This window comes from Acinetobacter sp. YH12102 (genome assembly GCF_013419125.1).
GTDB lineage: Bacteria > Pseudomonadota > Gammaproteobacteria > Pseudomonadales > Moraxellaceae > Acinetobacter > Acinetobacter pseudolwoffii.
This window is the reverse complement of the sequence record NZ_VPAS01000014.1, coordinates 1-14,909: the sequence shown is the minus strand read 5'-3', so window position 1 is coordinate 14,909 and position 14,909 is coordinate 1. Positions and strand designations below refer to the sequence as shown.

The window sequence follows — 14,909 nt, the reverse complement described above, 5'->3', positions numbered from 1 at the left end:
CTTTAAAGTCCGCTTTTTTTGATCGTTAATTTTATTTGGTTTCGTTATACAGACGTTCAGCCTGTTCAAAACGATCGGTAATTTCAGCCGTAGGTACTTTACCCATCAAGCTCACTACAATGATGGCAATGAATGAGCAGATAAAGCCCGGGATAATTTCATAGACACCTGTTGCTGCGAACAGGTTTTTCCATAAAATCACCATCACTGCACCCATAATCATACCTGCCAAGGCACCATTCAAAGTCATGCGTTTCCAGAACAGGGACAGAATGATCAGCGGGCCAAATGCAGCACCAAAACCGGCCCAGGCATAAGCGACCAGACCCAGCACTTTCGATTCAGGATTACCCGCCATCCAGATTGCCAGCAGGGCAATCAGCAGCACCATAAAACGGCCAACCCAAACCAGTTCTTTTTGAGATGCATTTTTGCGCAGGAAGGATTTATAAAAATCCTCTGTCAGCGTACTTGAGCAGACTAGAAGCTGACAGCTTAAAGTACTCATTACCGCAGCCAAAATCGCAGCCAGGACAATACCGGCAATCCATGGGTTGAACAGAATTTTGGTCAATTCCATAAATACAGTTTCAGGATTGGCATTCACCATACTGGCCAGTTCCGGATGTTGCTGGAAATAAGCAATACCAAAGAAACCGGCAGCCACGGCACCAGCTAAGCACAGGATCATCCAGGTCATACCAATACGGCGTGCATTTGGAATTGACTTGACTGAATCTGCCGCCATAAAGCGCACCAGAATATGTGGCTGACCAAAATAACCCAAGCCCCATGCCAGTAGCGACAGGATAGCCACCGTACTTAAGTCACCGACCAGATTCATGGCCTGTGGACGTGCCGTTTCAAGCGCCAGAGTGACCTGAGACATATCAGAGAAGGTCAATAGGGTCACAATTGGCGTGAGCAACAGCGCAAAGATCATCAGGCCGGCCTGAATGGTATCGGTCCAGCTAACTGCCAGAAAACCGCCAATAAATACATAACTGATGGTGGCAATGGCACTGATCCAGAGCGCCGTCGTGTAGGACATTTCAAACATGCTTTCGAACAGGCGCGCACCTGCTACCATGCCTGAGGCACAGTAAATCGCAAAGAAAATCAGAATCACAAAAGCCGATACAATACGTAAAATTTTCTTCTGGTCGTTAAAACGATTGGAAAAATAATCTGGAAGGGTCAGGGCATTGTGCTGAACTTCCGTATGTACCCGTAAACGGCCAGCCACCAGCAACCAGTTTAACCAGGCACCAATAATCAGGCCAATGGCAATCCACATTTCCGACAAACCAGAAAGATAAATTGCACCGGGCAGGCCCATCAGCAGCCAGCCACTCATATCGGAAGCTCCAGCGGAAAGTGCAGTAACAAAACTACCTAAACGACGGCCCCCTAAAATGTAATCGGAAAAGTTTGTGGTCGCACGATAAGCCATCAGGCCGATCACCACCATGGCGACAATATAAAAAAGAAAGGTAATTAACGTTGGATTTAGGGAGCTCATACGGTATCCATTTTCGAGTTGGACAGTAATCGAATAAGGACTTATGTTGATGATAAATGCTGTGGCGAAACACAGATCTGGCATCAAAGCCCAAAGGATTTCAAAAAATAACGCGAAATTTAAGCATAAATTCCAAATCTTTGCTGAGATTTTCGTGTTTAAACGAAAAATAGGCAGCGAATACGCTGCCTATGGATTTGAAAATGAAAATTTTTACTGAGGCGGACGACCCATCACGCCTCGAATCGTGTTCAGCACGTCTGCAGGCAAGACCACCGTTTTGGCATTCGGTGATTTGGCCATATCTTGCATGGCCTTGATATATTGCTCACCGAGTAAATAGGCAACCGGAATCTCATTACTACCAATTGCCGAAGTCACCATATCAATCGCACGTTGTGAAGATTCAGCCAGAACCACCTGTGCTTCTGCATCACGGCGCGATGCTTCCAGACGACCATCCGCTTCCAGAATGGCAGCCTGTTTTTCACCATCAGCTTTGGTCACGGTCGCACGACGTTGACGTTCAGCAGCGGCCTGTTCTTCCATCGCGGTTTGCATGGTGACTGACGGTTTAATGTCCTGAATTTCAACTGTTTTCAGGGTAATACCCCAGTCCGAGATATCATCGGAAATACTGGATTTTAAACGTGCTTTAATATGATCACGTGATGATAGTGCATCATCCAGATCCATTTCACCGACAATCGAACGTAATGAGGTTTGTACCAGGTTTTGAATTGCCCAAGAATAGTTTTCAATGCCGTAGACCGCTTTTTCAGGTGTGGTCAGGTTGATATAGGCCACCGCATTCATGAGTAACACGGCATTATCGCGGGTAATCACTTCCTGTGAAGGAATATCCAGCACAATATCTTTGGTGGTGACTTTATAAGCCACTTCATCAATATACGGAATGACAAAATTCAGACCCGGATTCAGCGTCGTATGGTATTTGCCCAAGCGTTGTGCGATCCATTTATAACCTTGCGGGACAATACGTACCCCTTTAAAAATCGTAATCGCCACAAAGGCCAAAAATGCGATAACAATTATAGTTCCACCAGACATATCTTATTCACCTTTTTCATTTTGATAATGTGTGCTGTGGGGTTGAACCACCAGATCATTCCCCAGAATATCCACGACGCGAACACGGTCACCGACCTGAACCTGATCCAGAGTACGACATTCCCATTCATCTGAGCCTAAAACCGGCATCGGGAAACGTACTCTGATTTGTTCATTTTCCAGATTGGTTTGAATGACCATACCAATCTGGCCAATCGTCGCTTCACGAGACAGACCAGCTTTGGTTTTATCAATCGAAAGTGGCTTGATAAATTTAAACCATGCCAGCGTACAGAGGATGGATAGAGCAATCCAGGTCAGGATCTGGGTGGTCAGTCCCATCATCGGGAACATCCAGTATAAAATGCCCACTAAAATGGCGCCGATACCAAACCACAGGGCAGCAAAAGCGGGTAGAAGCAATTCCGAAAGAATCAGCAAAACGCCTAATACAAACCAGTGCCAGGGTTCAATAACAAATTCCATATCGTGACCTATATCGCTAAGTGTTTAATTAATCATCATTATGTGATTAAGCCCAATGTAACAGATGCCGGTTCAGATGAATATAAAAAATTCGTACCTTAGAATTTCGCAGCACGTGGTGCTTTAAATGCAGCAGGGGACTGTTTGAAATCAGTAATCATTTTCTGGATGGCCCGGATTTTTAACTGTGCTGCTTTTTCACCCTCCAGAATGGTTTGATTGCTGGCCTTTAAATCCAGGGTGCCAATATGGCCAACTTTAGGCTGGATTACCACATTGGCCTGACTGAGTTCTTCATGAATACTTTGCTGTCCCATAATATTCAGGGTTTGATCCAGCACACCCCACATATTCAGGGCTTTACTAGCATCCGGACGAGCAGAAATATCGACAGCAATGACCAGATCGGCACCCATATCCTTGGCAGTTTTGACTGGAATCGGGCTGACCAGTCCACCATCGACATATTTCAGACCGCCAATGGTGGCCGGGACAAATACATTGGGAATACTGCAAGAGGCGCGCACCGCCTGTCCGGCATTGCCTTTAATAAAGTCTGCCTTGCGTCCCGTATCCAGGCGGGTCGCCACCGCAGCAAACCGTATCGGGAACTGCTCAATCGGTTTATTCGCCACATTTTTGTTGACGAAATCCTGTAACTTTTGTCCGGCAATAATCCCTTGCCGATTCAAGGTTAAATCACGGATGTCCGATTCCTTAAAATTCAAGGCAATTTGCTGCAACTGATACGGTGATTTGCCGCTGGCATATAGACTGCCGACAAAACTGCCGGCACTTGTGCCTGTGACAATTTTCGGTTTAATGCCGTGTGACTCCAGTACCTTAATCACGCCAATATGGGCGAAGCCTTTCGCACCGCCGCCGCCAAGTGCAATTGCAATCACGGGTTCGCGGGCCTGAAGTGGTGTAGGAGTCGGTGTGGTTTTACTGGCTTTATCACATGCAGCCAGACTGAGGCCAAGACAGCCAATCAGAGCATAAGACACTAATTTCATTGTAGGAAATGATCACTAAATCATCAAAATATAGGCTATCAGAGCAAAAAAACAGGATTTTGCCTAGTCTTTTTTCAACAGCTTTTGTAAAGGCCTGGCAATCCAGTCTGGATTTTTTGCCGAAATCTTGCCTTGATAATGTGCATAAATCTGCACCAGATCATGTTCATAATCGCCCGTCGGCTGATAGACACCCAGAATATGAATGGTTTTAATATCATAATCAAAAGCCAGCATGACAATAGGCAGGCCGGCTTGATCGGCAATATGATAAAAACCACTGCGGATTTTTTCTGGCGCTTTACGTGAACCTTCGGGTGCCATGCCGACCCAAATCTGGGGTTTTCGCTTGATGATTTCCACGATCTGCTGGGTATGACCTTGTGGACTATCCCGAACCACCGGAATCACCCCAATCCATTCAAGTAAGGGCTTTAATGGGGTATGGAACAGGCTGTTTTTACCAAAAATAGTGACCTTTAACCCGATAGCTAAGAGTGCAATAAAACCATACCAGGCATCAATATTGGACGTATGTGGAGAAATAATCGCAACGGCTTTTGGTAAATTGGGAAACTCACCTTCAAGCTGCCAGCCCTGCACTAAAAAGATCCGTTTAAAAAAATAACGGCTGAGTCGATTGCCTCGACTGGGCACCAAGGGAGGTAATTCTGGAAAGTGCTTTTTGGTCATGCTTAAATTCTCTTCCTGACACATATTTTTCTTTATTTTTAATGATATTAGGCTTTTACTTTGGTTTTTTCATTGGCAAAATGTCCAGCTTGTTGAATGATTTCTGCTTCTTTTGCCTATTAAGGACCCAGCATGCCGAATATGCGGAATACTTACATTGTGTTGTTTTCCCTGTATTGGGCGCAAGGATTGCCAGTCGGATTTATGACCCATGCTTTGCCGGTGATCTTACGGGCAGAAGGAGTGTCGCTGGCACAGATCGGTAGTTTTGGCCTGCTCATGCTGCCTTGGTCAATCAAGGTGTTTTGGGCGCCATTGGTCGATCGTTATGGCTCTAAAGCTACAGGGCATTATCGAAGCTGGATTATTCCGCTGCAATTGCTCTCGGTGGCAGTGCTGATCGCCTTGTCCTTTTTGCCCATTCAGGCTTTAGATCAGCCGGTTTATCTATTGGCCTTTTTTATTGCGTTATTATTTATGAATGGGGTGGGGGCGACACAGGATATTGCCACCGACGCACTGGCAGTCAATATTCTGAAAAATGAACAGCAGCACTGGGGCAATACTTTTCAGGTGATTGGATCACGTTTGGGTTTCATTGTCGGTGGTGGTGCGATTTTACTGTTTTTAGATCTGTTGCAGTGGCAAAGCACTTTTTTGCTTTTGGCTGCACTGGTTTTTATAAACACACTGCCTGTTTTAAAATTTAAAGAGCCACAGCATCGCTCGATCGCATCTGAGCAAATTACCGCTTCCAGTAAAATAAAAATCAAAGCCTATTTTCAGTATTTTTATACACATCCAGGCTTGCGTTGCTGGCTGCTGGTCTTGCTGACATTTAAAGTTGCAGATGGGCTGTCTGGCCCTTTGCTGAAGCCTTTAATGGTCGATCTCGGTCTGAGTTTCAGCCAGATCGGCGTATATGTGACCATGCTGGGTGCAGGTGCCGCCTTGATCGGGGCCGGTTTGGCAGGTTATTGCCTGAAGTTTTTTTCGCGTCGCTCTTGTTTGATGTCTTTTTCGATTCTCAAAATACTGAGCTTAATGGCCTATGCCTGGCTGGCAGCACAATATGAAGCCCAGCTTAAAGTCGAAAACTGGCTGATTTATACTATTAATGCAGCAGAAGATCTGGTTTCAGCCATGTTGTTGGTGGTGATGCTGACGCTCATTATGCAATACAGCCGTAAGCACCTGGCCGGGACTGATTTTACTTTTCAAGTCTCAATTATGGCGACGATCAGTGGTGGACTTTATAGCCTCAGTGGAATTTTAGGAGATAGATTGGGCTATCAAACCTATTTAAATTGTATCCTAATCATTGCCTTTTTCTGCCTGATGCCAATATTCCGATGGATGAAAGCTGAGGAAAAAGTGTAAAATTTCTAAATAATCAATCGTTTGGTTAAATATTAGCCTAAAGTACTAAAAGGAATATATAAATATAATTTTAATAATTTTGTAATATAAGCACCGTGTGTATGATTTGTTACAAAATAAATTAAAGGATTCTTTTTGATGAAAACTAAGTTAGCAACAGCAATCGCATTCAGCCTTTTGGCGGGGACTACTTTTGCAGCACCAACCTTCTATGGTGAGATTGATGCGACAGTAGATTACTTACCTGAAGATAATGCGTCACCTGCGTCTGATCGGGATGTTGTCGAACTGAACAGCAACAACTCATTTATTGGTCTTAAAGGCGATGAAAAACTAACTGACCGTTTAAGTGCACTGTATCAAGCTGAATTTACCTTCTATGTAGATAATGGTGGTAGTACTGATACCTTTGTACCGCGTAATCTTTTAGTTGGTCTAAAAGATGAAAAATTAGGTACAGTAAAGCTGGGTAAAATTGATACGCCAGTAAAACAGCTTTCTTCAGTAGTTGATACTTTCAATAACTATGTAGCCAATAAAGCAGATGTTGCAGGTATTTTTACTGGCGAAAACCGTATTGATAATGTTGTAGTCTATGAAGCGCCTGCCTTTGCAGTCGGTGAAGGTAAACTAAAAGCAACTGCACTATTAGCAACAGGTGAAGCTGGTGGCATTAGCTCTTCTAAAGGTGGTGCTAAAGTTGCAGGTCGTGGTTTAGGTGATGCATGGTCAGCATCTGTAGTGTATGACAGTAAACCTGTTGTTTTAGGTATTGGTTACGATAAAGCAATTCCATCGAACTTCGCAGGTCGTGGCTTTGTAAATGCTTCTGCTCCAGAAGTTACAGGAGGAGCGGCAGGCAGTGCATTTGCAGCAGCAAATACAATTCGTGCAATCGGCCGTATCAACCTCGATAATAGTTTAGCACTTAAAGCACTTTATCAAACTTCCGAAGTTGAAGCCGTTGCAGGTAATGACGCTGCTGCTGCATTGATTGATGATCAACACGCTTGGTTAATTGGTGCGGAATACAACCTTCCAAATGCAAAAGCTTGGACAGTAAAAGGTCAATATAGTCAAAGTACCACTGAATTCACTACTGCTAAAGCAGATTTTGAAGCTCAACAAATTCTTGTTGGTGCAGACTATGCTTTCTCTAAACAAGTCAAAGCATATGGTTATGCTGGTTATCTAACGCTTGAACAAGGTTCATTAGAGACTAAACAGCCTGTACTTGGCACAGGTCTAGAATACAAGTTCTAATTTTATAACAAGCTAAAAGCGGTGCTTCGGCATCGCTTTTTTTATGCTTAAAACAACAAAACTTAGCAATTTTATGTCTGATCTAATAAGTTTCGGGCTGTTACCATGAATGAAAGTTTCAGCATTTCGTTTTGAAAATTATGCCTATTCAAGCTGTATTATTTGACCTCGACAACACCTTGACCCATCGTGATCTAACGGCCCAAGCTTATAGCTGCTATCTGGCAGAATATTATGCGTCTGCATTTGCACAGGTCGAACCAGAAAAAATTATCGAGATTGTAAGACGCATCGATAATGGCGGTTATCCTAAAAAGGAATTGCTAACGCATGGCAGTATTGGTGCATCGGCAGCTTATGCATTATTACAGGAGAGCTATCCTGGTTAAATCCACCCAGCATAGATGAGCTGGCACAGTTCTGGTTTAGCCAGTTTGGTCGCTGCGCTGTAGAAATACCGGATGTCAAGCAGGTGCTAGAGCAATTAAAATCTCAAGGCTATCAATTGGCAATTGTTTCGAATGGTGGACATGACACCCGTTTAAATACCATTCGAGGTTTAGGCATTGCCGATTATTTCGAGGAAATCATCAGTTCGGGTTTAGTGGGTTTTAACAAACCACAGCCAGAAATTTTCCAGATTACTGCACAACGTTTAGGCGTCTTGCCTGAACATTGTTTATATATTGGCGATCATCCAATCAATGATATACAAGGGGCAAAAAATGCCGGAATGCATGCCTTGTGGATGCAGGGCTTTCATCCTGATGCCGAAGAAATCCAATATAAAATCCAGCAGCTACCTGAAATTTTCACGCATTTACAACGGCTGAATCAGCTTTAATTCAAGTGATGCGTAAACAATTAATCGCTTCAGCCCACTGTGCTGATTTGCAGCGAGGACATTGTTGTGCAGCTGTGGAGAGGTTTTGAACCTGACCGCAATAAATACAGGCATATAAACGGTCTGCTTTCACCTGCTCCACGATCGAACAGGTTTTAGGAAATAGTGGCAGCCCAGGCTGAACCTCATCCGATTTGAAAAACAGGATACTGAACTTACCGTCTGTTTCCAGTAAACCGGTACGCACCTGACCCAGATGTTCTACGCCTTGCTGGCGCATTTCGGCAAAGAATTCATCATGTGACATTTTGCCTTTTTTAATTTCTTCAATGACCAGCAGGCCATCTTCCACAATATAAATCGGTTTACCTTCCAGTAGGTCTTCAAACCATTGGTATTTCATCATCAGCCAAGTGGTCAGGCGATACATCAGGATAATCACCGACATCACCAGAACTGCCTGAATCAGGGGAACATCTTCGGTAAACATCGGGTCACCGGCAATTGAGCCCAGGGCGAGAATGATCGCGACTTCAAAGATGGAAAGCTGTCGTACACCACGTTTTCCGGTCAGCCGTAAAAACAGGATAATCATGATATACATGACTATACAACGCAGCAAAATCTCTGATGCAAAGCTCCAAGTCGTATCATGAATAAAGATCGAGACCCAATCCATTAAGCTGTTCCTATATAACGTGTTGAGCTGAGTCTAGCAATGTGGCAGGTTTATTTACTGCTGTTTTTATGTAAGCTTTTGAATATAAAATATATTATTGAAAAATAGAGCGAATTTATAATCAGATTTATTTATGAGCTAACTAGAAGTTTCATGTAGATATTGCATAAATATTCACCACTTTAATTGTGATTCAGCTCACACTTTATTCTAAGTTGATTTAACACACTAAAATGATTATCTTATTGAAATTTAAATAATAATTTATAAATACTCTATCTTTTCATAGACTTAAGTGTTTGGAAATTTGTAATTGATTCACCAAAATTAAGTAAAAATCTGTAGTTTGTGCTCTGAAAAATGAGGCAGTCATAAGCCTAAAAATTTGTTTTCTAAATGAAAAATTATTGATTACGGTTCTAAGAGGGACAATATTGTGAAAAAAATATTCACATTTTTAACAGTGCTTGGTTTGAGTACGGCAGGCTATGCAGATGCCAATTGGGGCTATATGCAGCCTGAACAATGGTCGAATTTAAGCCAGAAATATACTGCCTGTGATGGTGCGAATCAGTCGCCAATTAATATTGAGCGGACGGTAAAAGCACAACTGGAACCGCTGAAATTTAGTTATAACACCATGATTCACGCCATTGAAAATAAAGGTCATACCATTCAGGTGGACTTTGCCGAAGGTGGTGAGCTGGAGCTGGATGGGGAGCGTTTTGAACTGAAACAGTTCCATTTGCATAGTCCGAGTGAGAACCTGATTCAAGGTAAAAGTTATCCTTTAGAGATTCATTTTGTCCATGCCAATGCTGATGGTGAGCTGGCAGTGGTTGGCATGATGTTTGAGCAGGGGCAGGACAGCCAGATGCTAAAACAGATGTGGAAGCGTTTGCCGAAAAAGCGGGGGGAAAAAGTCGTGTTAAAAACACCACAGCCTGTCAATCAGTTGCTGCCTAAAAATCTGGATTATTATCGCTTTAGTGGTTCTTTGACCACGCCACCTTGCTCAGAAGGTGTGCGCTGGCTGATTCTAAAAGAGATCCAGCAGGCTTCAGCCAAACAGATCGCTGAATTTTCCAAATTAATGGGGCATCCGAATAACCGTCCGGTACAGCCATTAAATGGTCGTGTCATTGTGGAATAATCATTTTGTTTGCGCCATTCGCCTACACATTGATGGCCTGAAAAGGCAATTTAAGGTTGTAGGTGATGGCTCTTTTCAATCTGTTTAATTAACTGATGGCTCGCATCATGAATATACTGGCTATGTTGGGTCAGTAAAGCTTGATGCTTGAGCTGTTTCTGGTTTTTAGGCTGTAATAAATGTTGTTGCAGAATTTCCTCGGAATGAAACAGTTCAAATGCCAATTGATTCAGGTTTGGGTCATAAATTTGACTATGTACAAATATATGCAGTTCTTTAGAAAAGACCGGAATTAATTCCAGATATTCAGTTTCTAGCGTATGTAAGATATTTTGAGTACTTTGCTGATGTAACTGCATTTGTTTAATGAAGTCAGCACTATAACGGCGAATACGATAAAGTGTCGGCAGCATCGTGACAAAGAATTTTTGTTTTTGCATGTCTTGTAAGGCATTATCACGATTTTGTGCCAAATGATTTAAATATAAGGGCACACTAATGGCGACAAAAATTGCAAACACAGATCCTAGCGCTTGTACCCATGCAGCGAGTTCCTGATTAAAGATTAAATCTGCCTGAGTTGCCATCTGAATCTCCTTTCAGCACAGTCACAAATTAAGTTATTGTTATATTGTTTGATATTAAACAAAATTTATTTGCATAAGGTGTATATTTGTGTCGATAACTGGCATACACCTGTCTCATAAAACCGTTAAACTTAATAATCTGTCCTGCTTATTTTGAATATCATGTCTTTCAATTTAAAAACCATGATTCAGCCATTCACAGCGCTTTCGACACAGCAGAAAAAGCTGGATCGCCTGATTGATAGAATTGAACAGCAGAAGCTTGAGCTGGCACAGTGGCAGCAGGCTGAAGAAGAGATTCGACAATATACACAGCAAAATTTCATACCGGTCTATCATGAATTGCATGGTGTTTTGTTCGAGCAGCTTGAACAATTGTGGCAGCATCTGCATGAGGCAGAATTTTCCAAGGCCGAGATCGTCGTACTGGATGAAAAAATTCAATCCCTGGCGGCTTACTTAAAAGATTCACAGGCAATGTCGGTGCAGGAAGCGCATAAGGTCAATGAAATTGATAGTTACTATCAGCAGCTCAATGAACATGTCCAACTCAGAAAAAATCAGAAAAAGACCAATGCACCAGAAGAGTTTTCCGAAGATCAAAATGGTTTCGATCAGGCCGACACAGATATATTTGAAGAATGGGATAGTAAACATTTTCAACACGTACGTGAGCAAGCCAGATTAAAACGTCAGCAGGAAAAACAAGCGCAGGCTGCAATGCTGGCAGAGCAGTCATTGAAAACCGTGTATTTAAAAATTGCTGCGGCCATTCATCCTGACCGTGAAGCGAATGATGTCAAGAAAATAAAAAAGACAGAGTTGTTGCAGCATGCCAATCAGGCTTATGAAAAGCAGGATTTATTTGCTTTATTGAAAATGCAGCTTCAGATTGAACAAGACCGAGATCCTTCGCAAAAGAGTTTAACTGCAGAGCAAATGAAGCTTTATCAACTGGCGTTAGATGCGCAAAGTCAGACATTACAAGGTCAAATTGATACATTGATCAATAGGTTAGTTTGGTCATCGAAAACCAGAATTGCAGTAAAAAAGGCGAAAGGGAAAGTTCAAATTGCTGACCTGTATAAGCAGATTGATGAAGATACTTTGGCCATAAAGCAGCAGATTAAAGTAGAAAAGGAACGGTTAAAATATATCAAGAAAGTGAGTGGATTAGAGATGTTTTTAAGGCATGGGATACTTTAAGATTTTTCCCTTTGGGAGATGAGCATCCTCAGAATATATTCTGAGTGCGCAAGGGTGAGGGCTATTTTAAGATTCACCTCTCCCTAATCCTCTCCCAGAGGGAGTCGTAACTGATTAGATGCCATCAATTAATTTAATAATGAACGTTCCCTCTCCTTTTAGGAGAGGGCTAGGGAGAGGTTATAAAATTTGCTAATCTAAAGAAAATAATAAAAACATAAGCCTATGAATAAAAAGCTCGATCCCCAACTATTACAATTCTCCAAAACCATGCGCCACACCGCCACCGATGCTGAAAATATGATGTGGCAAATACTCCGTGCCAAGCGTTTTATGAATCTGAAGTTCCGTCGTCAGCACGTGATTGTGCCGTATATTGTAGATTTTTACTGTCATGAAATTGGTTTAGTGATTGAGTTGGATGGTAGTCAGCATGGAGCGGATGATGCTGTGGAATATGATGATGAACGAACCAAGTTTTTAGAGGCATTGGGTTTAACCGTTGTAAGGTATTGGAATCATGATGTGTTGGGGCGGACGGATGTGGTTTTAGAACACTTATGGCAAGTGTGCATTGAATTGCAAGTGAATAAAGGATGAAAGCTCCTTCTCCCTGTGGGAGAAGGCGGGGGAAGAGGGTTTTTTAATTGGATAAAAGCACCTCTCCCTAACCCTCTCCTGAGAGGAGAGGGAATTCCATTGTGAAATCCATGCAGACACTAAATCAAATGGCGCTCCCTCTCCCTGTGGGAGAGGGCTGGGGTGAGGGTAGTAAATTTAATGTAATAACATTTCTAAGATTTCAGGGATTTCTGAGTATTCTTCGTACCAAATAATATTTACACCTAAATCTTTGAATATTGCCTCTTGTAGTTGATGATGACTTAGTAAAAAATTTCTAGCTAAATTGATCTCTTCATTAGTTGATGTATCATTGATTAAAGAAATTTCTTTAACTCTTTGAAGTATAGCGTAATGTTTACTTTCTACAGATGGATTAGAAACGATGTCTAGAAGACGTCTTAAATTAGGATCATCCATTGATAGCCCAATCATTAAGCAACTTTTTTCTCTAAGATGGGTTAATTGAACTAAGTTCGACCAGTGATATGAATCTGAATACATCTTATGATATCCATCTTCAGAGAATACTATTTCATTTCCAACATAATCATCATAGCTATTAGGATTCTCAGGGATAAATCCGTGTACATGGTAAATGGGTAGCTCTTTTATACTATAAGTTTCTAATTCATTTGGAATTACATGATGATGTAAGTTTAGTTTTTGCTCGATTAAGTCATCAAAATTATATGTGATAATAGAATCTATATGTGCTCTTAGTCTAGTAGGAATGCATAATCTACCAATAACTTCGATAAGTTTTGAATCGCGATTAACTCTATTGGTCTTATATAGTATTTCATGAATAATATTTTTAAATTTATCAGATGGTTCGTCATTTTTAGTAAATGATTTTTTTAAATATCTAGCCGAAAGTAGTGCTGAATTGAAATAATTATCTTTAAAGTTATCTGAAATTTTATTAGGGTCTGTTGACATTTTCTGTTCAAAAAAATAGCGAGAAAGTAAAATTTAATCGCCAAACCAAATTTACTTCTCGCTATGCCTCGTACAATGCTGTGATCCTAGACAGTATCGTGGACAACCAGCCCCTCTAAACTTTTAATATATTTCTGTTCAAAGGCTTCTGGACTTAACCAGCCGTTTGCAGAATGTCTTCTGACTCGATTGTAATAAATTTCAATATAGTCAAACAAGACAGCATTCGCTTCTTTTCGAGTCGAAAACACACTGCCATGTACCACATGACCTTTTAATGTATGAAAGAAGCTTTCAGTCACTGCATTATCCCAACAGTTTCCACGTCTAGACATACTCTGAGTACAATCATTTTTCAGTAACAGCGCTCTAAAATCACGACTACAGTACTGTGAGCCTTGGTCCGAATGAACCATAACACCAGTTGGATAACCCTGACGAGCCATTGCATAGTTAAACGTATCACACACCAACTGGCGGTCTATTCGATGGCTGGTTTGCCACCCCACGATACGACGGCTAAATAAATCTAGCATCACACATAAATACAACCAACCTTCTTTAGTGCGGATATAGGTAATGTCTGTTGTCCAGACTTTATTAGGCTGAGTAGCTGTAAATTGGCGATCCAACAAGTTGGGTGCTGTAGGCAAACGATGGGTTGAATCAGTCGTATGCTTGTATTTACGTGCAATCCTGCTACGTAAACCAAGCTTTTTTAGGATCCTTCCAATAGTACGTTCGCTCATGTTGTAACCTAAATCATGCATGTCATGTACTAATGAAGGTGCACCCAATCGTGCATGATGCTGCCAATATACGGCTTTTAAGTCATTATATTTCTGTGCCGTATTGGCTTGATGTTTTCGCCAGGCATAATAGCCTGAAGTGCTGACACCTAGGTATTTACAGGCAGAAGATACGGTGACTTCATTCATATCTAGATCTTGAATTACCGTGTACTTTTCTTGGCATGATCTGTTAGAAAGTACACATGCGCTTTTTTTAAGATGTCATTGGCTTCCTTGAGCTGTTTGACTTCTTTCTCTAATTCCACGATCCGCTGTTGTTCTGGTGAAAGTTGACGTTTGCTTGAACCTGCCGGATTGGTTTCACGAATCCATTTATCTAATGTTGAATAACCCACACCTAATTTCTGGGCGATTGCAGCTACAGACTCGTGTGAGTTTGAAAGTGCATAATCAATCGCTTGCTGTTTAAATTCGGGACTAAAACGTTTAGCCATTTCTTGAATCTCCAAAGATTAAAGTTACGTTATCTTTAGAGGGATGTGCTGTCCATTATTTTGTCTAGGATCACTGAATGATCAACACTGGTCTAAGTTACTTTCTATTTTCCGAAATTTTGATATCTATTTCAAATCTAATTTGAGAAATTTTGTCGAAGCAATACTTTATAGAATAAGAACAGGCTGCCCATGGCGTG

At 41.7% G+C, this 14,909-nt stretch carries 15 protein-coding genes and 1 pseudogene; 7 read left to right on the top strand and 9 right to left on the bottom strand.

The window, feature by feature from the left end; genetic code table 11:
- Positions 1 to 31: 31 nt before the first annotated feature.
- From putP to FTU42_RS12430, 5 genes are all read right to left on the bottom strand, one after another.
- Positions 32 to 1,522, bottom strand: coding sequence for a sodium/proline symporter PutP (putP, locus tag FTU42_RS12450; RefSeq protein WP_159138434.1), 1,491 nt, complete (start codon positions 1,520 to 1,522; stop codon positions 32 to 34).
- 213 nt (positions 1,523 to 1,735) lie between these two features.
- Positions 1,736 to 2,593, bottom strand: coding sequence for an SPFH domain-containing protein (locus tag FTU42_RS12445; protein ID WP_005096199.1), 858 nt, complete (start codon positions 2,591 to 2,593; stop codon positions 1,736 to 1,738).
- A 3-nt stretch (positions 2,594 to 2,596) separates the two neighbouring features.
- Positions 2,597 to 3,079, bottom strand: a complete 483-nt coding sequence (locus FTU42_RS12440) for an NfeD family protein (RefSeq protein ID WP_005096200.1) — start codon at positions 3,077 to 3,079, stop codon at positions 2,597 to 2,599.
- 98 nt (positions 3,080 to 3,177) lie between these two features.
- Positions 3,178 to 4,095, bottom strand: coding sequence for a patatin-like phospholipase family protein (locus tag FTU42_RS12435; RefSeq protein WP_005096202.1), 918 nt, complete (start codon positions 4,093 to 4,095; stop codon positions 3,178 to 3,180).
- Between the two features lie 63 nt (positions 4,096 to 4,158).
- Positions 4,159 to 4,788: a 1-acyl-sn-glycerol-3-phosphate acyltransferase gene (locus tag FTU42_RS12430; protein ID WP_180071928.1), complete on the bottom strand. Its 630-nt coding sequence runs from the start codon at positions 4,786 to 4,788 to the stop codon at positions 4,159 to 4,161.
- A gap of 132 nt (positions 4,789 to 4,920) precedes the next feature.
- On the opposite strand from FTU42_RS12430, the gene FTU42_RS12425 reads away from it, so the two are divergent.
- The 3 genes and pseudogenes from FTU42_RS12425 to FTU42_RS12415 all read left to right on the top strand — a co-directional run bounded on the left by FTU42_RS12425 (position 4,921) and on the right by FTU42_RS12415 (position 8,275).
- Entirely contained in the window at positions 4,921 to 6,168 is a 1,248-nt protein-coding gene (locus FTU42_RS12425) for an MFS transporter (protein WP_171509120.1), read from the top strand.
- A gap of 138 nt (positions 6,169 to 6,306) precedes the next feature.
- On the top strand, positions 6,307 to 7,431 hold the full coding sequence (locus FTU42_RS12420; protein WP_159138432.1) for a porin: 1,125 nt from the start codon (positions 6,307 to 6,309) through the stop codon (positions 7,429 to 7,431).
- A gap of 140 nt (positions 7,432 to 7,571) precedes the next feature.
- Positions 7,572 to 8,275, top strand: a pseudogene (locus FTU42_RS12415) (HAD family hydrolase).
- 1 nt (position 8,276) lies between these two features.
- Here FTU42_RS12415 and FTU42_RS12410 read toward each other — a convergent pair.
- Positions 8,277 to 8,954: a DUF421 domain-containing protein gene (locus tag FTU42_RS12410; RefSeq protein ID WP_180075232.1), complete on the bottom strand. Its 678-nt coding sequence runs from the start codon at positions 8,952 to 8,954 to the stop codon at positions 8,277 to 8,279.
- Between the two features lie 436 nt (positions 8,955 to 9,390).
- Here FTU42_RS12410 and FTU42_RS12405 point away from each other — a divergent pair, with 436 nt between their 5' ends.
- Positions 9,391 to 10,107 carry a carbonic anhydrase family protein gene (locus FTU42_RS12405; protein ID WP_180075231.1) on the top strand — a complete coding sequence of 239 codons (717 nt, stop codon included), beginning with the start codon at positions 9,391 to 9,393 and terminating at the stop codon, positions 10,105 to 10,107.
- 50 nt (positions 10,108 to 10,157) lie between these two features.
- On the opposite strand, the gene FTU42_RS12400 is transcribed toward FTU42_RS12405, so the two are convergent.
- Complete coding sequence (locus FTU42_RS12400; RefSeq protein ID WP_005172068.1) at positions 10,158 to 10,694, bottom strand: hypothetical protein; 537 nt, start codon at positions 10,692 to 10,694, stop codon at positions 10,158 to 10,160.
- 162 nt (positions 10,695 to 10,856) lie between these two features.
- Between FTU42_RS12400 and FTU42_RS12395 the strand changes: the two genes are divergently transcribed.
- Positions 10,857 to 11,900: a molecular chaperone DnaJ gene (locus FTU42_RS12395; RefSeq protein ID WP_180075230.1), complete on the top strand. Its 1,044-nt coding sequence runs from the start codon at positions 10,857 to 10,859 to the stop codon at positions 11,898 to 11,900.
- A gap of 225 nt (positions 11,901 to 12,125) precedes the next feature.
- Positions 12,126 to 12,500 (top strand): endonuclease domain-containing protein, encoded by a 375-nt coding sequence (locus FTU42_RS12390; RefSeq protein WP_180075229.1) that lies wholly within the window; start codon positions 12,126 to 12,128, stop codon positions 12,498 to 12,500.
- Between the two features lie 177 nt (positions 12,501 to 12,677).
- On the opposite strand, the gene FTU42_RS12385 is transcribed toward FTU42_RS12390, so the two are convergent.
- Together FTU42_RS12385 and FTU42_RS12380 are read right to left on the bottom strand one after the other, a co-directional pair.
- On the bottom strand, positions 12,678 to 13,463 hold the full coding sequence (locus FTU42_RS12385; RefSeq protein WP_180075228.1) for an SIR2 family protein: 786 nt from the start codon (positions 13,461 to 13,463) through the stop codon (positions 12,678 to 12,680).
- Positions 13,464 to 13,549: 86 nt separating this feature from the next.
- Positions 13,550 to 14,709 (bottom strand): IS3 family transposase gene (locus FTU42_RS12380; RefSeq protein ID WP_180075227.1). Its coding sequence is split into 2 segments (ribosomal slippage): positions 13,550 to 14,475 and positions 14,475 to 14,709, totalling 1,161 coding nucleotides; the frame shifts between segments, so codons are not numbered across the junction.
- A gap of 43 nt (positions 14,710 to 14,752) precedes the next feature.
- Here FTU42_RS12380 and FTU42_RS12375 point away from each other — a divergent pair.
- Positions 14,753 to 14,909 (top strand): transposase (locus FTU42_RS12375; RefSeq protein ID WP_180083478.1); only part of this gene is annotated, 157 nt, incomplete at its 3' end.

Bases quoted from the DNA above. Each gene is read 5' to 3' on its own strand.
- putP (WP_159138434.1), bottom strand. From the start codon at position 1,522: ATGAGCTCCCTAAATCCAACGTTAATTACCTTTCTTTTTTATATTGTC.
- FTU42_RS12445 (WP_005096199.1), bottom strand. From the start codon at position 2,593: ATGTCTGGTGGAACTATAATTGTTATCGCATTTTTGGCCTTTGTGGCG.
- FTU42_RS12440 (WP_005096200.1), bottom strand. From the start codon at position 3,079: ATGGAATTTGTTATTGAACCCTGGCACTGGTTTGTATTAGGCGTTTTG.
- FTU42_RS12435 (WP_005096202.1), bottom strand. From the start codon at position 4,095: ATGAAATTAGTGTCTTATGCTCTGATTGGCTGTCTTGGCCTCAGTCTG.
- FTU42_RS12430 (WP_180071928.1), bottom strand. From the start codon at position 4,788: ATGACCAAAAAGCACTTTCCAGAATTACCTCCCTTGGTGCCCAGTCGA.
- FTU42_RS12425 (WP_171509120.1), top strand. From the start codon at position 4,921: ATGCCGAATATGCGGAATACTTACATTGTGTTGTTTTCCCTGTATTGG.
- FTU42_RS12420 (WP_159138432.1), top strand. From the start codon at position 6,307: ATGAAAACTAAGTTAGCAACAGCAATCGCATTCAGCCTTTTGGCGGGG.
- FTU42_RS12410 (WP_180075232.1), bottom strand. From the start codon at position 8,954: ATGGATTGGGTCTCGATCTTTATTCATGATACGACTTGGAGCTTTGCA.
- FTU42_RS12400 (WP_005172068.1), bottom strand. From the start codon at position 10,694: ATGGCAACTCAGGCAGATTTAATCTTTAATCAGGAACTCGCTGCATGG.
- FTU42_RS12395 (WP_180075230.1), top strand. From the start codon at position 10,857: ATGTCTTTCAATTTAAAAACCATGATTCAGCCATTCACAGCGCTTTCG.
- FTU42_RS12390 (WP_180075229.1), top strand. From the start codon at position 12,126: ATGAATAAAAAGCTCGATCCCCAACTATTACAATTCTCCAAAACCATG.
- FTU42_RS12385 (WP_180075228.1), bottom strand. From the start codon at position 13,463: ATGTCAACAGACCCTAATAAAATTTCAGATAACTTTAAAGATAATTAT.